Annotated in this window: 14 protein-coding genes and 4 pseudogenes; 13 read left to right on the top strand and 5 right to left on the bottom strand. The window is 69.5% G+C overall.

Going from position 1 to position 18,965, the window contains the following annotated elements; genetic code table 11:
- Positions 1–658 precede the first annotated feature (658 nt).
- Both OG303_RS00780 and OG303_RS00775 read right to left on the bottom strand, forming a co-directional pair.
- Positions 659–1,504 carry an aldo/keto reductase gene (locus tag OG303_RS00780; RefSeq protein WP_405877023.1) on the bottom strand — a complete coding sequence of 282 codons (846 nt, stop codon included), beginning with the start codon at positions 1,502–1,504 and terminating at the stop codon, positions 659–661.
- Between the two features lie 141 nt (positions 1,505–1,645).
- Complete coding sequence (locus OG303_RS00775; RefSeq protein WP_405863668.1) at positions 1,646–2,533, bottom strand: helix-turn-helix domain-containing protein; 888 nt, start codon at positions 2,531–2,533, stop codon at positions 1,646–1,648.
- A 338-nt stretch (positions 2,534–2,871) separates the two neighbouring features.
- On the opposite strand from OG303_RS00775, the gene OG303_RS00770 reads away from it, so the two are divergent.
- Entirely contained in the window at positions 2,872–3,849 is a 978-nt protein-coding gene (locus OG303_RS00770; RefSeq protein ID WP_405863666.1) for an aldo/keto reductase, read from the top strand.
- Between the two features lie 89 nt (positions 3,850–3,938).
- Here the strand turns inward: OG303_RS00770 and OG303_RS00765 are convergent, their stop codons facing one another.
- Entirely contained in the window at positions 3,939–5,264 is a 1,326-nt protein-coding gene (locus tag OG303_RS00765) for an RNA-guided endonuclease InsQ/TnpB family protein (RefSeq protein WP_405863664.1), read from the bottom strand.
- Between the two features lie 26 nt (positions 5,265–5,290).
- Between OG303_RS00765 and tnpA the strand changes: the two genes are divergently transcribed.
- From tnpA to OG303_RS00720, 9 genes and pseudogenes are all read left to right on the top strand, one after another.
- A complete protein-coding gene (gene tnpA / locus OG303_RS00760) occupies positions 5,291–5,722 on the top strand; it encodes an IS200/IS605 family transposase (protein ID WP_405863663.1) in 432 nt (143 codons plus the stop codon).
- A gap of 261 nt (positions 5,723–5,983) precedes the next feature.
- Positions 5,984–6,376: a hypothetical protein gene (locus OG303_RS00755; RefSeq protein WP_405863661.1), complete on the top strand. Its 393-nt coding sequence runs from the start codon at positions 5,984–5,986 to the stop codon at positions 6,374–6,376.
- Positions 6,377–6,447: 71 nt separating this feature from the next.
- Positions 6,448–6,696: an antitoxin MazE7 gene (locus OG303_RS00750; protein WP_405863659.1), complete on the top strand. Its 249-nt coding sequence runs from the start codon at positions 6,448–6,450 to the stop codon at positions 6,694–6,696.
- Positions 6,697–6,699: 3 nt separating this feature from the next.
- Entirely contained in the window at positions 6,700–7,083 is a 384-nt protein-coding gene (locus tag OG303_RS00745) for a toxin Doc (RefSeq protein WP_405863657.1), read from the top strand.
- Between the two features lie 93 nt (positions 7,084–7,176).
- Positions 7,177–7,903: pseudogene (locus tag OG303_RS00740) on the top strand (IS200/IS605 family accessory protein TnpB-related protein); the annotation flags it as partial.
- A gap of 240 nt (positions 7,904–8,143) precedes the next feature.
- Positions 8,144–10,339 (top strand): plasmid pRiA4b ORF-3 family protein, encoded by a 2,196-nt coding sequence (locus tag OG303_RS00735; protein ID WP_405863655.1) that lies wholly within the window; start codon positions 8,144–8,146, stop codon positions 10,337–10,339.
- 76 nt (positions 10,340–10,415) lie between these two features.
- The gene (locus OG303_RS00730) at positions 10,416–13,319 is read left to right on the top strand and encodes a DEAD/DEAH box helicase (protein ID WP_405863654.1); all 2,904 of its coding nucleotides are present in this window, start codon (positions 10,416–10,418) and stop codon (positions 13,317–13,319) included.
- Entirely contained in the window at positions 13,316–14,566 is a 1,251-nt protein-coding gene (locus OG303_RS00725) for an SWIM zinc finger family protein (RefSeq protein ID WP_405863652.1), read from the top strand. The genes OG303_RS00730 and OG303_RS00725 overlap by 4 nt, the downstream gene beginning before the upstream one ends.
- Before the next feature lie 272 nt (positions 14,567–14,838).
- Positions 14,839–15,028: pseudogene (locus OG303_RS00720) on the top strand (transposase); the annotation flags it as partial.
- 324 nt (positions 15,029–15,352) lie between these two features.
- Here the strand turns inward: OG303_RS00720 and OG303_RS00715 are convergent.
- Both OG303_RS00715 and OG303_RS00710 read right to left on the bottom strand, forming a co-directional pair.
- A pseudogene (locus OG303_RS00715) lies at positions 15,353–15,609 on the bottom strand (ATP-binding protein); the annotation flags it as partial.
- A 19-nt stretch (positions 15,610–15,628) separates the two neighbouring features.
- Positions 15,629–16,042: a DUF4345 domain-containing protein gene (locus OG303_RS00710; protein WP_405863650.1), complete on the bottom strand. Its 414-nt coding sequence runs from the start codon at positions 16,040–16,042 to the stop codon at positions 15,629–15,631.
- Between the two features lie 89 nt (positions 16,043–16,131).
- Here OG303_RS00710 and OG303_RS00705 point away from each other — a divergent pair, with 89 nt between their 5' ends.
- The 3 genes and pseudogenes from OG303_RS00705 (at position 16,132) to OG303_RS00695 (ending at position 18,918) form a co-directional block, all read left to right on the top strand.
- Positions 16,132–16,761, top strand: a complete 630-nt coding sequence (locus OG303_RS00705; protein ID WP_405863648.1) for a TetR/AcrR family transcriptional regulator — start codon at positions 16,132–16,134, stop codon at positions 16,759–16,761.
- A 220-nt stretch (positions 16,762–16,981) separates the two neighbouring features.
- Positions 16,982–17,920 (top strand): MerR family transcriptional regulator, encoded by a 939-nt coding sequence (locus OG303_RS00700; RefSeq protein ID WP_405863646.1) that lies wholly within the window; start codon positions 16,982–16,984, stop codon positions 17,918–17,920.
- 85 nt (positions 17,921–18,005) lie between these two features.
- A pseudogene (locus OG303_RS00695) lies at positions 18,006–18,918 on the top strand (IS982 family transposase).
- Positions 18,919–18,965: the final 47 nt, after the last annotated feature.

Raw genomic sequence — 18,965 nt, 5'->3', positions numbered from 1 at the left:
CCGTGTCGCTCATTGGGGCGCGTTCGTTCTGTTCGTGACACGACGCGTGCAGGTGTGTCGGCGGCCCGAGTCCGTTTGTCTGCCCGGCGGCGGACCGGGTCGCGCCCTCCGGTGGGGCAGCCGGTGAAGGCGGCCTCGGACGTCACAGCCATGAATCCCGAGGCCGCCGCGGCCCGCCGTGCGCGACGGGCGAGCCAGCGGTTGGCACGTGCGGGTGGCAGCCCGCATGCGGGGCGCCGGTGGTGCTCGTAGGCTGCTGCTGCTCGGGGCTCTTGTGGAGGTCAGCCACGCCCCGAACTGTGGGGTCAGGTGCTGTCAGCTTCGGCCTCGTGACTTCTCTGAACTAGATCTGGCCGTCGACGTCCGATATCGACGCCTCGTCCTTGAAGGCTGCGTGGAGGGCAGTGCTGGACGGACTACACCGAGGCGCGTTGACGCATAGGTGAGCAGGCGGTGCCCCGCAGGGCTCCTGGGCTCCGGGCATGGGCCACCCCGGCCCGGAACACCCGTCAGCACGAGGGAGTCCGGCCGGGGTGGGCAGGATTGTGTTCTGGGCCGTCAGGTGGAATGACCCCCCGCGCCAGCAGCTGACCGGCTGGCTCTCCCGCATGGCTGTGTCGCTTGCACGCCGATGTCCACGAGAAGGAAAGGGCGTTTCTCAGCCGAGGCGGTACCCGCCGACGGCGCTGACCGTCTGCGGGTCGCGGTGGTCGAAGACGATGCTGGCGCCGGTGTCCAGCGCGGCGATGCGGTCCATCTCGTCGCCGGTCAGCTCGAAGTCGAAGACCGCGATGTTCTCGGCCATGCGCTCCGGTCGCGAGGACTTGGGGATCACCACGACACCGCGCTGGGTCAGCCAGCGCAGTACTACCTGGGCCACGGACTTGCCGTGCGCTTCGCCGATGGCGCTCAGCGTCGGGTCGCTGAAGATGTTGTTGCGGCCCTCGGCCAGCGGGCCCCACGACTCGATCTGCACGCCGCGTTCGGCCATGAGGGCCTGGTCGTCGGCGCGCTGGAAGTACGGGTGGGTCTCGATCTGGTTGACCGCCGGGACGATCTCGTTGTGGTCGATCAGGTCGACCAGACGGTCGGCGTAGAAGTTCGACACGCCGATCGCCTTGACCAGGCCCTGACGGTGCAGGTCCTGCATGGCGCGCCAGGAGCTGTAGTAGTCACCGAAGGGCTGGTGGATCAGATACAGGTCCAGGTAGTCCAGCCCGAGCAGGCGCAGGGACGTGTCGAAGGCCGCCCTGGCGCCCTCTTCGCCCTTTTCGTTGACCCACATCTTGGTGGTGATGAACAGCTCGTCGCGGGCGATGCCGCTGGCCTTGATCGCCTTGCCGACGGCCTCCTCGTTGCCGTAGGCGGCGGCGGTGTCGAGGTGGCGGTAGCCGGCGGTGAGGGCGTCGGTGACGACCCGCTCGGTCTCCTCGGCGGGGACCTGGAAGACGCCGAAGCCGAGGATCGGCATCTGGACACCGTTGTTGAGCGTGACATGGGGGATCTTGGACATGGTGAACCTTTCGGGGTGGTGCTGAAGGGCGCGAGGGTGCGCGCCGGCACGTGGGGGAACGGCGGTTCGTCGCCCGTGCTCAGCCGGTGGCCGGCGGCGGGCTGCATGGTTTTGGGGAATGTGGGCCAGGTGCTACTGGCCGCGGTCGCTCGGCTCTTCCTGAGCGGGCTCGACGGGGTCCGGCGCGGCAGCCCAGCTGGCGAGCAGATCGAGGGCCTGGCGGCTGGGTGAGCCGGGTTCCGCGGTGCAGACGATCAGCACGAGACCGGCGTCGGCAGGCATTTCCAGGGCTTCGTAGGAGAGGTCCAGGTCACCGACGACCGGGTGGTGCAGCCGCTTGACTCCGGTGCGGTGCATGCGGACGTCCTGTGAGGCCCACCGGGTGCGGAACTCCTCGCTGCGGGTGCACAGCTCCCCGATCAGATCGGTGAGCGCCTTGTCGTAGGGGTTCTTGCCGGCCATGAGCCGCAGCCCGGCGACGCTGTCGCGGCCGGTGGCCTCCCAGTCGAGGTAGTAACCGGCCGCGCGGGGGTTCAGGAAGCGGAACCGTGCGGCGTTGACCGGCCGGGCGGGGTCCTCGTACAGCGGAGACAGGAGGGCTCTGCCCAGCGTATTGGTGGCCACGACGTCCCCGAGGCCGTTGGTGACATAGGCCGGGGACAGCTGACTGTCCAGGATCGCCTGGATGGCCGGACGTACCCGCTGCACCGCCGGGCGTCGGCGTACCGCCGTGCCGCTGTTGGCCGCACGCGCCAGGTCGAACAGGTGTGCCCGCTCGGCCTCGTCCAGCAGCAGCGCCCGGGCCACGGCGTCCAGGACGCTCTCGGAGGCACCGCGCACGTTGCCGCGCTCCAGTTGGGTGTAGTACTCCACGGACACCCCTGCCAGGTCGGCCACCTCGCTGCGTCGCAGACCGGGCACACGGCGGGTGCCGCCGTGGTCGACGAGGCCCACCTGCTCGGGGGTGACCTTGCCGCGGCGTGAGATCAGAAAGTCCCGTACCTCGCTGCGGTTGTTCATGTCTTTCACGCTACGAGCTCTGCTTCGGACGTGGGAGATGCTGCCAGCACCCCCCTCAGCACCATCCCGTACGGCGGCGTCCGCTGCGCCACCGCACGATCATGCCGGGCTGCGGGTCATCGCGCGCACCTGACCGCGAGTCCGGGTGACCTGTGCCCGTCGGGTGGCCAGGAAGCACCGCACCCCAGGCGGCTGGCTTCGTTCACTTCAAGCAGCAGGCGTGTCGCTTGCCCGGTTGGGGGGTGCTGGCAGCATCTCCCACCGCGACCGTCGGCTGCCTAGCGTCGATGACGAGGCAGCCGGTGTCGGCCGGCTGCGCCGACGATGAGGAGCGCGTCATGCAGTACACCCGTCTGGGCACCTCCGGACTGAAGATCAGCCGCCTCGCACTCGGATGCATGAGCTTCGGCGACACCTCGCAGATGCCGTGGGCTCTGGACGACGACGGCGCCGAACCGATCTTCCGCCAGGCCGTCGAGTCCGGGATCACCTTCTGGGACACCGCCAACATCTACGGCTACGGCACCTCCGAAGAGATCGTGGGCCGTGCGATCAAGAAGTACACGAAGCGCGACGACGTAGTCCTGGCCACCAAGCTGTTCAACCCCATGCACGACGGACCCGGTGGGTCCGGCCTGTCGCGCAAGGCCGTGATGGAGCAGATCGACGCCTCCCTGACCCGGCTGGGCACCGACTACGTCGACCTCTACCAGATCCACCGCTTCGACCCGCAGACCCCGGTCGAGGAGACCATGGAAGCTCTGCACGACCTCGTCAAGGCCGGCAAGGTCCGCTACCTCGGCGCCTCCTCGATGTGGGCCTGGCAGTTCGCCACCATGCAGCACGCCGCCCACAGCCACGGCTGGACGCCCTTCGTGTCCATGCAGGACCAGTACAGCCTGCTGGCACGGGAGGAGGAGCGGGAGATGTTCGGCCTGCTCGCCCACTCCGGCGTCGGCTCCATCCCCTGGAGTCCCCTGGCCGGCGGCCGCGTCGCCCGCCCCTGGGGCCAGGACAGCACCGCACGGGCCAAGGCCACCCCCGACACCGACTACGCCGGCCGCCCCCTGTTCGTCGACACCGACGAAGCCATCGTCGACGCCATCCAGAAGATCGCCGACGCGCACGGTGTCCCGATGGCCCAGGTCGCGCTGGCCTGGGTACTGAACAACCCTGTCGTGTCCGCGCCCATCGTCGGCGCCACCAAGACCCACCACCTCACCGACGCCGTCGCCGCGCTCGACCTCACGCTCACCGACGACGAGATCGCCGCACTGGAAGACCCCTACACCCCGCGCCTGCCGACCTTCTTCTGATCGGCCAACCAAGGGTCTGCCCCACTTCAGTCGACTCTTCTCGTTGAAGTTCTCCCCTCCCTTCGTAAGCTCAGGAAGGGGATTTCCGTCTACCTTGCGGCGACGGGCTTGACGGTTTTAGCCGCCCTGCGACCGCGCCTTCCGGCGGCCGGGACCTCCACGATGGCGTGGCCGATCCGGTACAGGTGCAAGATGTTCCTCGCTGCGTTCCAGTCGGCGTTGCACTGGAAGTCGCAGTCGGGGTTCTTGCATACGAACGTGGCCTGGTCTTCCCTGCTGCCGGGGACGGTGAATCCGCATGCGGAGCAGCGTCGGGAGGTGTTCGGGGCGGGAACCTTGACGAGCCGGCCGCCGTGGCGGGCGAGCTTGTACGTCAGTATCGTCACCGTGCGTCCCCACGCCTCTTGTGCGATGGAGCGGTTGAGACCGGCCTTGGTTTTGACGTTCTTGCCCGGCTGTTCGATGGTGCCCCGGGCGGACTTGACCATGTTCGTGATGTTGAGCTGTTCGACCACGATCACGCCGTACGTACGGGTGAGGTAGGTGGTCGTCTTGTGCTGCCAGTCCAGGGCTCGTCGTGTGGCTTTTGCTCGGAGCTGCTTGATCTGGTCGTAGGTGTGCTGCAAGCGGCGGGATGTCTTCTCCCCCTGCTTGCGAAGGCTCTTGCGGTGTGCGGCCTGCCGTTCCAGCTTGAGGAGTTTGGCCTTCTCCTTCGGGGTGAGCCATTTGTCCCGGTCGGCGGTGCCGTCCGGCAGGCGTGGAGGACGCCCGTGGTCCTGGTGGTCCTTGTTGGACAGGGCGAGGGGGATGTTCACTCCGGCGTCGATGCCGACTTCCGGGCCTTGGCCGGGCGGTGGCTGGGCTTCGAGGGTCTGGATGCGGAAGGCGATGTGCCAGCCGAGCGCATCCTTCACCAGCCGGGCGCCGGTGATCCGGTTGTCGGTGCCTGCCCGCTTGCCCACGGGAAGGTCTTTGGTCCAGCGGAAGCGGACGCGGCCGATCTTCGGCAGGTTGACCATGCCCCAGCGGCGGTGGACGCGGACGATGTTCAGGTCACGGCCCTGCGGGATGTCCACGGACATCGCCGACCGGAACCGGGCCTTGAAGTTCGGCTCGTCCGCCCGGCCTTCCCAGCAGTTCACCCAGGCGCGGACGTACGTCTTCAGCACCGCCTGGGATGCCTGCGCGGGTAGCTCGGCGAGGAAGTCGAGCTCTTTACGGGCTTGTCGTATCGCCGCATCAGCGGCGGCGAGGGTCCGCTTGTCCTTCGGCATCATCTGCCACCAGGCGTGCAGGCAGTTCCACATGGTGCGGGCCGCGTGCGCCTGGTCGTCCATGACCCGGATCTCGGCAGGGCTGAGCGCCAGTCGGGCACGGTGCCCGAACTGCCGCTTCACCAGGCCGAGTTCACTCATAGCGATCACTCTACTACACTTGGTTCATGTCACCGCGCTGGAATCCGAATCCCGATGTCAGAACCGGCCGCCACGTCGTCTGCAACCTTCACGTCCACTTGGTGTTTGTCACCAAGTACCGGCGCAAAGCATTCACCAACGAGATGCTGACACGCTGCGAAGAGATCATGCGGGAGGTCTGCGCGGACTTCGAAGCCGACCTGAAGCAGTTCAACGGCGAAGAGGATCACGTACACCTGCTCGTGCACTACCCGCCGAAGGTCCAGCTCTCCAAGTTGGTCAACTCCCTCAAGGGAGTCTCCGCCCGCCTGCTGCGCAAGGACTACGACGTGCACGTCCGCAGGTACCTGTGGGGCGGACGCTTCTGGTCCGGCTCCTACTTCGCCGGAAGCTGCGCCGGGGCGCCCCTGACCGTCGTCAAGCAGTACATCGAAAACCAGAAGCGCCCCGTGGGCTGAGCTCAATACTGCGAACCCATGCCCATGCGCGGGTCACAGCAGTTCCGAGATGGCCTTCACCCCCGGCGTCAACGCCGGAGCACCGGCCAAGATCAAAGGTAGATCGCGTTGTAGCCCATCGTGGTGTTGATGTTGGCGTGGCCGGCGATGACCTGCGCGATGTGAGGTGGGAGGCCGGAGCGGATGGCATCGGTAGATGAACAGGCGGCGGAAGTCGTGCGGCGCGAGGATAGAGGCTGGCCGGTTGAGTCGGTGAGGCCGATGAAGGCGAGGACCTCTCCCAGCGCGCTGCGGATGAACTCGCCCGACGAGGGACCGGAGTTCGAGGACGCTTACACCGACGCCATGGCGAAGATCATCGAGGCGAAGCGGGAAAACCGGGAGCTCCCCGAGGCTCCGGAGCCGGAGCGACCGGGCCAGGTCCTTGACCTGATGGCCGCCCTTCAGGAGTCAGTGGAGAAGTCGAAGGCCGCCCGCGGCGAGAACGCCGGGTCCGGTGCGGTGCACGAGCTGCCGAAGAAGAAGGCCGCCGCCAAAAAGGCGGCCAGGAAGCAGCCAGCCAAGAAGACCGCGGAGAAGAAGACGACCGCGAAGAAGACGGGGCGGAGGCCGCGCGGCGCCCAGCTGCGCCTTTCAGCGCGAGGCAATGCGTAGGTACCGCCCGTGAGGGGGCGGATCAGCGGAGGAGGTAGCGCCGCACGTATACCTTGCGGGATACTTCGGGTATGGCTGAAACCACTGTCAAGGTCGACACGAGTACCAGGGACACCCTGCAGGGCCTCGCTGCTGCTGAGGGCCTGTCCGTGAAGGCCTACATCGCCAAGGTGGCGGGGGAGAAGGAACAGGAGCGGGCCCTGCAGACGGCGACCGCCGCCTTCCGTCGCACCATCAGCGAGCCCGGCGTCATGGACGCCTTCGACGCCGAGTTCGGCGGGCTGCCGGCCGTCGCGCACGACACCTCGCGGGCGGCCTGACCTGTGCCTCCCGTCGTATACGTCGACTACCGGTGGTTCCTCGAGCGCCAGGAAGACACCCTCCGGGACGACCTGACCGTCAACGACTTCTCTGTGCTCGTCGGCCTGGCCCAGCGCCACCGGGTCGACCCGCCCCGGCATGACCAGCACCACCCCGACGCCTTCTGGCGGGCTGCGGTCATGCTGGAGGAGTGCGTGCTGCTGCGCCCGCTCCCGGCCCGCAACGAGGTGTACGGATACGGCGTCGCCATCGCCTACCTGGAGGCCTCCGGGGAACGCGTGGACACGAAGTTTGAGCTCTGGCGGGAACTGATCTACGACATCCGAGGGCTGCGGCTGGACTCGTACGGCATCGCCGAGAAGCTGCGTTCCTGGCGCCAGGACTGATCCCGGCCGGCGCCAGGGCGAGCTGGCTCAACAGGACGCCATCGGCCGCACGCACGGTTCTGAGGGGCCGGGACCCGGCGACGGGGCCCGGCTACCCGACCCTGGCAGATCCCGCCCGTCCCGGTCATCCCGCTGGACGCCGCGCTCGCCCAAGGCGTGATCGCCGTGGACACGAACGCCGACCACCTCGCCGCCTGGCGTCTGGACGTGCACGGCTGACCGGTGCCCCGCGCCGCTACTCCTACGACCTGTCCGGCACCGCGCAGCATCGTGACGCCCAAGTACGGCATGCCCTCACCCGCCTGCTGCACTGGCCCGCACCTGTGACGTGCACGCGATCGCGGTCGAGGAACCTGGCACTTCGGCGCGGAGACGACCCGGGAGAAACACGGTCGCAAAAAGCGGTTCCGGCAGCTGATCTCAGGCATGCCCACCAGGAAGTTCCGCGCCCGATTGTCTTCGATGGCCGACGCCACGGGCGTCGCGGTCATCGCGGTGGACCCGGCCTATACCAGCCGGTGGGGCGCCCAGCACTGGCAGAAGCCCCTCGCCAGCACCACCCGCAAGACCACTCGCCATGACGTGGCTGTCGTGGCGATCGGAAGACGCGCCCAGGGACACCCGATCCGGCGACGGACGGCACCGCCCCCTGCTCACCGGAGTGATGAGCAGGGGCATTGGACCGCCCAGGCCGGTCGGCGTGTTCCCGCGCGTGAGGGAACCCGCCCCCGCATGCCCGGACCACGGACACGATCCGTCGGGCCCGGATACGGAGCGAACGCGGGCAACCAGAACGCCCAACACCGTTCGGGGCGTTCGGCTGAGCACGAGTCCTGGCAACAGGACTTCTCCCGCTCAGTTTCTAGGAACGGTCGCGGGGACGCAGGATATCCACTGCGGGCGGCGCCGAGACCGTGTGTACCCGAAAGGACAGCCGCCGCCCCAGCCGGGTTTGGGCACGGCACGCCGATGGCGCCATGATGGGGCCGTTCGAGTAGCCCCGGCGCGGTGGGAGCAGCAGATGCGGCAAGGCGGGAAGACAACCCCGTCCGATGTCCAGTTGAAGATCGTGTTGCACGGTACGAGACCGCCACTGTGGCGGCGCCTCGTGCTGCCGTCCGACACCTCGCTCGGCACGCTGCACGACGCCATCCAGGTCGCCTTCGGCTGGCACGGTGGTCATCTGCACCTGTTCACCGACGAGTTCGGTCGGGGGTACGGCGTCGCGGCCGACCTCATCGATCTCGGTTTCGGCCGCGAGGTTGGCGACGAGGACGCCACCGCGGTCGGCGACGTGCTCGCCGAGGAGGGGGCACGGCTGCGCTACACCTACGACTTCGGGGACGACTGGGAGCACGGGATCACGCTGGAGAAGACTCTGCCACGCCCGGCGGACGCGGAGCGCACGGTGCGCTGCGCAGGCGGGCGCCGCGCCGATGTGCCCGGCGAGGACATCGGCGGCGTGTGGGGGCTGGCCGACGTGCTGGAACTCATCGAGTGCCCGGACGGGGCCGAGCACGACGTGCACGGCGGACTCGTCGCCGGGCTCCGCGCGGCGGGTTACGACCCGGCGGCCTTCGACCGGGACGAGATCACCGAGCGGCTGACCCGGCTGACGCCGGACATGGCGTCCGGCACGGCGAGGCAGTCGGCCGGTGGTCCGGCCGGACGCGGCGGTGCCCGTCGGCTGACCGCCGAGGACGTGGCGTTGTGTACCTGCGGGCAGTGCCGGGTGGGCGAGCCGGTCGATGCCGGAGTCGACGGACCGGCCGAGGATGTGCCTGTGCTGCGCCCGGTGACCCTGGCTCCGCAGGAGGACCTTGTACCTGCCGTGCGGGGTGTCCCGCTCTTCGACGCGGCGCTGCGGCTCGCCGCATGGTGCCGCGAGGGACGGCAGGTCACCGCCGGCCGGGTGCTGCGACCCGCGCTCGCCCGTGAGGCCGTGGAGGAGCTCCAGCTGTGGAAGCTGGCCGGCGACGACTCGCCGTATGCCGATGCCGTCGCGCGGGCTCGTGCGTTGAAATCGCTGCGCAGTGCCAAGGACGTGGCCGTTCTCGAGGATCCGTGGTGGCTCGCCGTGGACGGCGGGGTGATCACGATCAGCGGGGGTCGCGCTTGGGGCGGTGCGGCGACCGACCTCGCCGGTGAGGACCTTCTGCAGTTCTGGGCCGCCACGATGGGCGATCTGCTGGAGGAGATCGGTGAGACGGGGGTGCTGGATGGGTGGCACGGTGAGCTGGGTGAGCTGACGGCCCAGATCGCCGACGGACTGGTCGGCCTGCTGTACGACGCCCCGGACGACGTCTGGGTGGATGTCGATGACCTGGGCGCGAAGGCCCGTGAGGCGGGCGAGAACGGGCCGGAGTTCGATCTCTTCCAGGCGCTGTTCGCGGCGTCCTTCCGAGAACTGGGGGACGGGCTCGCTCAGTTGGGCGCGGTGGAGTACGAGCCCGGTGACGGCGACGATTCGGCCGAGGCGGCTCTGCGCACACTCCTGAACACCATGGGCGGACAGGAGCTGGGCGGTCCAAGAACCTCGTCGGCTCCGTCGGACCGGTCGCGGGGCGAGAGGCGCAGGGACCGCATGCGGCTCACCCCGCTCGGCCGCTACGGGCTCCGCACCTACCTGATGGAGTGCGGTGTGCCTGCGCCGCTGCTCGGTGAGTACGCCGAAGCGGACGCCGGCGCTCTGCTCCGGGGGCTCCTGGGCTACTCCCCCGAGGAGATGCGCCGGGAGGTCGAAGAGTGGCTGGGACACCGCTCTGCGGCGGATGCCGCGGTGGGGCTCCTCGACGCCTGCGCGGGAGAGGGCCCCGAGGCAGCGGCGAAGCGAGCCGTGGCCCAACTGGTGCTGGCCGACCTCGACGCCCCCCGGGCACTACGGGTGCTGCGGAAGGCAGCGGACTCCGATGTCGACGGGTGCCGCCAGGTGGCCACCGCGACCCTGGGCGCACGCCCTGGAACGGACGTGCAGGTAGATCCGGCGCGGGCGGAGGCCGCCGGGTTGTGGCTGCTCATCGACGGGCTGTCGCTCCTCGCCGGTGCGGGGGAGAGCGAAGAGCTGGTCCGGGGCTTCCTGGAGAACTGGAACATGGCGCCGGAGGCGCTCGAACAGCGGGTGGACGACCTGTGGCGGGTGGAGCATCCGGCCACCGCCCAGGTGCTCGCCGAACTGGGTGAGGGCCTGCGCGGCGTCGACAAGCGGCTGGCCAAACGCATGCGTACCGCGGCGAACAAGGCGCACTCCCGCCGGTGACAGCAGGGCCGGAACCTGCTGGTGGGTGACGGCGCGTGGTGGTGAGCGGGGCGCGGTGCGACTCGCTTGCAAAACGATGGGGCGAAAGAGAGTGGCACGAGTCGTCGTACGGGAGCCGGGCACGGGCACGCGGAGCGGGCCGCCACTGGCCGCACCGGAGTCGGCCGCCTGGGCGCGGGGCCTGCTCGGCGGCGGCTGGGCGGCGGTGTTCCTGCCCGGCGAGCCGGCCCGCCTCGGCCGGTTGCTCCTTTGGCAGCCCGCCGGGGCAGCCGCCGCCGAGGGCACGGTACCCCCGGGCGTGGATACCGAGGCGGTGGAGCTGGTGCTGCCGCACGGCCGCTCGGTCAGACGGCGCAGGGTGGAGGGTTATGCCCTGCCCGTCGCCCTCACCGTGTCCGCCCTGACCGGAACACAGCCACCGCATCCCTCGGCTGCCGCCTGGCAGGCCGCCGCCCGCTTCGCGCTGCGGCTGCTCGCCGACGGCCGTCTCCACCCGGCCCTCACCCCCGCCGGCTACGACACCTGGCAGGCGGGCCCCTTCACCGCCGCCCAGCGGCAGACGCTGGACGCCCTCGCCGCCGCCTTCCCACCCCACGCCCACTGCCTGCCCGAGCCCGGGCCGGCCCCGCTGCGCATCGCGGAACCGGCAGCGCTGGTACGCCAGTTCTGCGACGCGGTCGCGGACGACCTGGTCCGTACTCCGGCCGCGCCGCTCGCGATGGGAGCGCTGCCGTACGCCTGGCGCGAGGCGCGTGCCGTGCCCGCCCTGCGCGAGTGGGCCGAGGAGACCGCCGCCGCGTTCACCGCCGAGGTCGGCGTCTCCCTGCGCGTCGACCTGCCCGAGGGGCGGCGCCGGCAGTTCCGAGCGGTCCTGCAACTGCACACCGCGGCGGATCCGGCACTGGTCGTCGACGCCGCACGGCTGTGGAGCGAACCGGCCGAAGTGGAGCGGCTGCTCGGACCGCGCGCCGAGACCGAGACACTGCTCGCGCTGCGCCGCGGCGCCCGTGTCTGGCCCCCGCTCCAGCGGCTGCTGAAGGATGCCGCTCCCGATCAGCTCCGGCTGACCGACGACGAAGCCTTCCACCTGCTGGGCGAGGCCACGGACGTGCTGCGCGCAGCCGGTATCGACGTGCACTGGCCGCGCGAGCTGGTCAAGGCTCTCACCGCGACCGCGGAGATCGGGCAGCGCACCGCCCCAGGCTCCAGCGCGGGCGGTCTCCTCGACGCCGACGCCCTCCTCGACTTCCGCTGGCAGGTCTCGCTCGGCGGCGAGCCGCTCACCGAGGCCGAGATGGACACCCTCGCCGAGGCCCGCCGCCCCCTCGTCCGGCTGCGCGAGCAGTGGGTGGTCGCCGACCCGAAGCTGGTGGCCCGCGCCAGGCGCCGTCGGATGGAACCGCTCACCCCCATGGAGGCGCTGAGCGCCGCGCTGACCGGAGAGGTGGAAAGGGATGGCGAGCCGATCCCCTGTGCGGCGGTGGGAGCGCTCGGCGACCTCGTCGCCCGTATCCGCGACCCCGCATCCCGCACCCCCGCCGCGCAGCCCCCCGCGCTCAAGGCCACGCTGCGCGACTACCAGAAGCGGGGCCTCGCCTGGCTGGCTGAGATGTGCGAACTCGGCCTCGGCGGCTGTCTCGCCGACGACATGGGTCTGGGTAAGACCATCACTCTTCTCGCCCTGCACCTGCACCGCCAGACCGACCCCGCCACCGCGGGCCCCACGCTCGTCGTCTGCCCCGCCTCCCTGCTCGGCAACTGGCAGCGCGAGGCGGCCAGGTTCGCGCCGTCCATCCCCGTGCGTCGCTACCACGGCGGCGACCGCCACCTCGACGATCTGGCCGGCGACGAGATCGTCCTGGTCACCTACGGAGTGCTGCGCCGCGACCGCGAAGTCCTCGCCGACGCCGCCTGGTCGCTGATCGCCGCAGACGAGGCCCAGCACGTCAAGAACCCCTACGCCGTCACCGCCCGCGAGCTGCGCGCCCTGCCCGCCCGCGCCCGCGTCGCCCTCACCGGTACCCCGGTGGAGAACAACCTCTCCGAACTGTGGGCACTCCTCGACTGGACCACCCCCGGACTCCTCGGCCCGCTCACCGCCTTCCGCGACCGGCACGCCCGCGCCATCGAGACAGGCGAAGAACCCGAGGCCGCCGAGCGCCTGTCCCGTCTCGTCCGCCCCTTCCTGCTGCGCCGCAGGAAGTCCGACCCGGGCATCGCACCCGAACTGCCGGCCAAGACCGAGACCGACCTCGTCGTCTCACTGACCGCCGAACAGATCAGCCTGTACGAGGCGGTGGTCCGCGAGACCATGACGAAGATCGCGGAAGCCGAGGGCATCCACCGCCGCGGCCTGGTGCTCAAGCTGCTGACCGCGCTGAAGCAGATCTGCAATCACCCGGCCCAGTATTTGAAAGAGCACAGTCAGCGCCAGCCCAGCCCGTTGCGTGGGCGGTCCGGCAAGCTCGACCTGCTCGACGAACTGATCGACACCATCACCGCCGAGGGCGAGTCGGTGCTGGTCTTCACCCAGTACAAGCAGATGGCGACCCTCGTGGAGAAACATCTCGCCGAACGCGGCACCCCCACCCTCTTCGTGCACGGCGGCACCCCCGTCCCGCGGCGCGAGGAGATGGTGGAACGCTTCCAGCGCGGCGAAGTGCCGGTGTTCCTCCTGTCGTTGAAGGCGGCGGGCACCGGCCTCAATCTCACCCGCGCCACCCACGTCGTGCACTACGACCGCTGGTGGAACCCGGCCGTCGAGGACCAGGCCACCGACCGCGCCTACCGCATCGGCCAGGACAGGCCCGTCCAGGTCCACAAACTCATCGCGGAGGGGACCGTGGAGGACAAGGTGGCGAAGCTCCTGGAATCCAAGCGCGCGCTCGCCGACGCCGTCGTCGGCTCCGGCGAGGCCGCCCTGACCGAACTGTCCGACGCCGACCTCGCCGAACTCGTCGCCCTCGGGAGGCAGCCATGAGCCCCTCGTTCCCCGGCCCGCGCCGCGCGCCCGCCCGAGGCGGGCGTGCCTTCGCCGCGACATGGTGGGGGCAGGCATGGGTGACGGCCCTGGAGGGCTCCACCCTGGACGCCGGGCGCCTGTCACGCGGACGCACCTACGCCCGCAAGGGCATGGTCGGCACTGCCGCCGTGGCCCCGGGCCAGGTGAAGGCTGCCGTCCAGGGCACTCAGCCGCGCCCGTACCGCTCCTCGGTCCACCTGCCCGTCCTCACCGACGCCCAGTGGGACACCCTGCTCGACACCATCGCGGCCCGAGCCGGGCATCTCGCCGCGCTCCTCGACGGCGAGATGCCCGCCGAACTCGTCGATGACGCCCGCCACGCCGGCGTCCCCCTGCTGCCGCAGCCCACCGAACTCGACCCGGACTGCTCCTGCCCCGACTGGGGATACCCCTGCAAGCACGCCGCCGCGCTCTGCTACGCCATCGCCGCCACCATCGACGCCGACCCGTTCGTGCTCTTCGCGCTGCGTGGCCGCGGACGGGACGACGTCCTCGCGGAGCTGCGCGCACGCCGCTCAACAGGCCGGACCGTCGACACCCCGCACGCTCCGGCCGGTGTCCACGCGGCCAGCGCCTATGCGGCGTGGGCCGCCTTGGCCGAGCACGATGCGAGGCGGCCCGGCCTGCCCGACCTGCCTGAACCATCCGCCCACGCCGCCGCGCTACCGGTTCCCCCGCCCTCCAACAGCGGTCTCACCAGCACGGACCTGGAGCGTCTGATGACCGACGCCTCCGTGCGGGCAACACGGCTGCTATCCGGCGACACCACCACCCTGCACCTGCCCCAGCACCATGACGCCCTACGCATCGCAGCGAATAACCCTGGCCCCGAGTGGTTCCACCACCTGATCCAGAACACCGGCGCAAAACCCACGGCCTTCGCCCGCCTCACCCGCGCATGGCGCCATGGCGGCCCCACCGGCATCACCGTCGCCGAGCAGCCCCACAGCCCGGGCCCGTCGGCGATGACAGCGGCCCGTACCGCCCTGACCACGGCCCTCACCGAGATGACCGATGCCCCCGGCCGCCTCATGGCCTGGCGCAACCGCCTCACCCTTACCGACCACGGCATCCAGCTCCGCCTGGGCCCCGACGCCCGCTGGTACCCCTACCTCCAGGAGAACGACGGTGAATGGTCGCCGGCGGCACCGGCCGACCCCGACCCCGTTGCCGCACTCACCGCGGTTTGGCAGCAACGCCAGTGAGCCAAGGGGAACAAGTTCACGTCAGTCAAGGCTTTTTCGCCCATCGCATCCTGACCAGGAGGAATAGGCTCCCGCGCCGTCCTTGACTATGAACGATGCGCTGAGTGCAGGCCAGTCGGAACTGCAAGGCCCCGTCGGAAGGATCTCGCACCTGGTGACCTGCGGCGGCAAAACACTCAACGTGGGATTCGTTTGCGGGGCCAGCCCCCGGCTCGTTCGCGCAGCGCAGCCAGTGCTGCTCGGAGCGGGCGCAGAGGTACGCCTTGGCGACCGTGCTCGCGCTGACCGGCAAGGGCCAGATGCTGGGAGCCCCGCCGCTTGCGGCTCCGCCTGTTCACGATTGCCGGACAACTCGCCATCACCGGCCGCGGGCGGATTCTCCGCCTCGCCCGTCACTGGCCCTGGAACAGCCACATCACCGCGGCCCTCGACCGGCTCGCCCCACTCCCGAACCCCGGCTGACCAGCAGAGTCCCCGTCCCAACGAGCAGCACCAACGACCCGGAACAGTGGAACCCGGCGCCCACCCGACACGTCAGCCGGGCCACCGGCCTGCCCTCACCTACCGGCCATCGCAAAGCGGCCTGCCGACTTCGTCGACAGTCCGTCACGCAAGATCGAGGCTAGGGCGGCCCAAGCACAGGGCAGCGCCGAAGACTGACCACGGATCAGCTGGACCTTCTGAAAGCAGCCACGGCGTCACCCTCGGCCAGCCACCCGCTCGTCATCCTCATCGACGAACTCGAACTCGTCCAGCTCGTCGTGCGTCGCTCAACATCCAGGAGAGTCACGGCCGGATTGCCTCAGCTGTTGCGTGCGAGCCGCATGAGGGTGTGGGAGCGGGCAGTTCGAACCATGTGGTCTTGCCGGCGCCCGAACGGGAGCTGCCCCAGGCTTCGGCGAGCAGGTCGAGGAGTTCGGTACCGCGCCCGCCCTCCGCATCGAGAGCGGCAGCACGGCAGATTGGGCCGGCGGGGTTGGTGTCCTCGACCTCGCACCGCAGGCGTGAGCCACGCACCGCATGTTGAGCCGCAGCGGGCCGCGAGGAAGAGCTCAGGCGCCTTCATCGCCCGGCGGGTACCGCCTCCACGTCGCTGCCCCGGGCCCGCTCCTCCGCGTCGGCCAGCCAGAAGAAGACCGGCGGCAGGCTGAGCTCGATCACCGTCAGCGCGATCTGGAACCATTGCGGCCAGCCGTGCACGGCGAGTGAGAGCAGCCGGCCCACGCCGCCCAGCAGGAAAACGCCGGCCAGCCACCGCACCGCCCGAGCCGGGATCGGGCGCTGCCGTGCGGCCCAGAGCCAGGCCAGCCCGTAGCCGACGAAGCTGGCCCCCATGAACCGGCCCCAGCTGTCGACCGTCGCGCCGGCGGAACCGGCGCCGGGGATCGCCGCGTTGCCGAGTGCCACGTGGAGCAGGCCGATCGCCACGCAGGACCAGCCCATCAGCTGTGTGAGTATGCGCAGAACCCTGGCCATAATCCCTCCAAGCCGTCTCGGCGGAGCTTAGTTGACATTCGTCTACTACAGTGGCGCGCTAGTAGACCCATGTCAACTAAACTTCGTTCGTGCCTCCCCGCCAGCGGCTCACCCCCGCCGACCGCCGCGCCCAACTTCTCGCCGTCGGCGCACGGCTCTTCGCCGTACACCCGTACGCCGACGTGCTGATGGAGGAGGTCGCCGAAGAGGCCGGTGTCTCCCGGGCGCTGCTCTACCGTCACTTCCCCAGCAAGCACGCCCTCTTCGCAGCCGTCTACCAGCAGGCGGCGGACCAGCTACTTGCCGAGACGCGGCTCGACTCCGCCGATTCCCTGGTGGAGCAGCTCATCCAGGGTATGGACGTCCATCTCGACTACTTCGTCGCGAACCGCAACGCCGTCCTCGCCGCGAACCGGGTCCTCGCGGGCGACCCGGTGATCCAGACGATCATGACGAACGAGCTGGACGCGCTCCGTGCGCGGCTGCTGGCCGTATTCCCCCTCGCGGACGAGAGCGCCCGCGAGGCTGTGTCCGGCGTTCTGAAGAGCTGGCTGGTTTTCGTCCAGGTCCTCTGCGTCGACTGGCTCACCCATGAGACCTGTACCCGCACCCAGCTGCGCGACGTCTGCATCGGCGCGGTTCTCGGCGCCCTCCGGCCGCTGCTCGCCGAGGACCCCGCCCCCGACTGGCCGCCGCAAGGGCCCGGGGCGGGTGCCTAGATGATTGAGTCCAAGGGCTCGTAGCTGTAGGCCGCCAGCGAGTGGTGTTGCATGTCGCTGCCATCGCTCGCCCAGCGCGTGCAAGGCGTGCCCGTTTCATTTTGGAGGTCAGCGGAGAGCACGCGACGCATGCTTCAGTAACTCATTGGACGTCTGGGTCGGGGCCCGGCTGGGGAATGGCCTTGAGTCTCCAGTGACTGGAGACAGCAGAGTGGGGGACATGGACGTTACGACCCTCTACTCGATCGGGGAGCTTTCCCGGCGGACCGGCTTGTCTGTGAGGACCATCCGGTTCTACTCCGATTCGGGGGTGGTAGCGCCGACCACCCGTAGTCCCGCCGGTTATCGGCTCTACGACCTCGACGCACTGCTTCGTCTGGAACTCCTGTGCACACTGCGCGAGTTGGGCATGGACCTGGCCACGATTCAACGGGTGCTGGACCGTGAGCTCTCGGTGGCGGAAGTCGCCGCGGCGCACGCCGACGCCTTGGACGTCCAGATCCGGGTGCTGCGACTGCGTCGGAGCGTTCTGCGAGTCGTGGCCAGCCGCGGGTCCAGTCCCGAGGAGACCAAGCTCATGCACAGGCTCACGCAGTTGTCCGGCGAGGAACGCAGACGATTGATCGACGATTTCATGGATGGCACCTTCGGCACAGTGGATGCCGACCCGGCCGCGGTGGCCATGGTTCGCGCCGCCACTCCCGACCTCCCCGATGATCCGACCGGCGAGCAGGTCGCCGCGTGGGTGGAGCTCGCCGAGCTGGTCGGCGACGAGGACTTCCGTGTCCGGATGCGCCGGACGGCCGTACGTCAGGCGGCCGGGCGCCCGCTCGACATCGAGAGCGATGCCGGCGAGGAACTGATGGAGTTCACCCGTCAGAAGGTGGCGGAGGCCATGGAGTCGGGCATCGACCCGCTCGGCGACAGGGGCGCACCCATCATCGACGACCTGGTGCACCGCTTCGCCGAGGTGTTCGCGCGCACCCCTGACATGGAATTCCGGGACTGGATGGCCCAGCAGTTCGAAGAGGCGCACGATCCCCGGGTAGACCGATACTGGCGACTGGCGTGGATCGTCAACGGCTGGCAGGTAGTACCGAACCTGATCCCGGTATACCCGTGGCTCATCCAGGCCCTGCGAAATAGCCGTGACGCATAGTCACTGCAGTGGGCACGCCCCGGATCCCTGAATGAGTCCAGAGGATCGCCTGCGGACAGGAGACGAGGGCGTCCAACGTCGATGTGTGACTAACGACCTGGACACCCTCGCAACGGCACTCTATGCCCGGATTGACGACGAGTTGAAGGCTTCACCGTGGCTGGCGCCGTGGCGGCCTGCCGTCGGAATCACGCCCACGCTCAGTGACGCCGAGCTGATCACGCTCGCGGTCATGTCGGCGCTGCTCGGATACACCTCTGAGCGGCGCTGGCTTCGCCGCGTCGGGCGGGACTTCGGCCACCTGTTTCCCTACGTGCCCCAGCAGTCCGGCTACAACAAGCGGCTGCGCGCCGGGTTCTCACTGCTCACCAGCATGATCCGGATCGTGGCCCGCGATACCTCACTGTGGAGCGACGATGTGTGGCTGGTCGACTCCACACCGGTCGGCTGCGGTTGCTCCCGCGAGACGGCCAAACGCTCGGACCTGGCAGGCTGGGCCCAGTACGGCTACTGCGCATCACACTCGCGATACTTCTGGGGGCTGGGTCTGCACCTGGTGTGCACGCTCGGCGGACTGCCGGTCCTGTTCGCACTCACCGGAGCCAAGGCGGACGAGCGCGAAACGCTGCGCGACATGCTCGATACCGCGCCAGACGTCCTCGCCGTTCACCCCGGGCAGATGATCATCGGGGACAAGAACTACTTCGGCCGCGAGTTCGAGCACGGCCTTGCCGAGCATCACCTGAAGTTGCTGCGCCGGCCCGCAAGGGGAAGCCGAGCCGGCCGGGTCACACCTGTTCAAACCGCTGCGGCAGGTCATCGAGTCGATCAATCAGACCTTCAAGGGGCAGCTCAACCTGGAACGACACGGCGGCAAGAGCCCTGCAGGGGCGTCGGCCCGGGTCTTGTGCCGGATCCTCGCACTCACAGCGGCGATCTGGCACAACGACCAAACTGGACAGCCCATCAAGCGATCACTCACTGCCTACGATCACTGACCGCAACGACACCCCTTGGACTCATTCATCTAGTTGTTGCGGGTCAG

The sequence above is a fragment of the Streptomyces sp. NBC_00005 genome, assembly GCF_045160215.1.
Classification (GTDB): Bacteria; Actinomycetota; Actinomycetes; order Streptomycetales; family Streptomycetaceae; genus Streptomyces.
The sequence above is the reverse complement of the archived record's forward strand: the minus strand, read 5'-3'. Positions and strand labels throughout refer to the sequence as shown.

Bases quoted from the DNA above. Each gene is read 5' to 3' on its own strand.
- OG303_RS00775 (WP_405863668.1), bottom strand. From the start codon at position 2,533: ATGAACAACCGCAGCGAGGTACGGGACTTTCTGATCTCACGCCGCGGC.
- OG303_RS00770 (WP_405863666.1), top strand. From the start codon at position 2,872: ATGCAGTACACCCGTCTGGGCACCTCCGGACTGAAGATCAGCCGCCTC.
- OG303_RS00765 (WP_405863664.1), bottom strand. From the start codon at position 5,264: ATGAGTGAACTCGGCCTGGTGAAGCGGCAGTTCGGGCACCGTGCCCGA.
- tnpA (WP_405863663.1), top strand. From the start codon at position 5,291: ATGTCACCGCGCTGGAATCCGAATCCCGATGTCAGAACCGGCCGCCAC.
- OG303_RS00755 (WP_405863661.1), top strand. From the start codon at position 5,984: ATGAAGGCGAGGACCTCTCCCAGCGCGCTGCGGATGAACTCGCCCGAC.
- OG303_RS00750 (WP_405863659.1), top strand. From the start codon at position 6,448: ATGGCTGAAACCACTGTCAAGGTCGACACGAGTACCAGGGACACCCTG.
- OG303_RS00730 (WP_405863654.1), top strand. From the start codon at position 10,416: ATGGGGCGAAAGAGAGTGGCACGAGTCGTCGTACGGGAGCCGGGCACG.
- OG303_RS00725 (WP_405863652.1), top strand. From the start codon at position 13,316: ATGAGCCCCTCGTTCCCCGGCCCGCGCCGCGCGCCCGCCCGAGGCGGG.
- OG303_RS00710 (WP_405863650.1), bottom strand. From the start codon at position 16,042: ATGGCCAGGGTTCTGCGCATACTCACACAGCTGATGGGCTGGTCCTGC.
- OG303_RS00700 (WP_405863646.1), top strand. From the start codon at position 16,982: ATGGACGTTACGACCCTCTACTCGATCGGGGAGCTTTCCCGGCGGACC.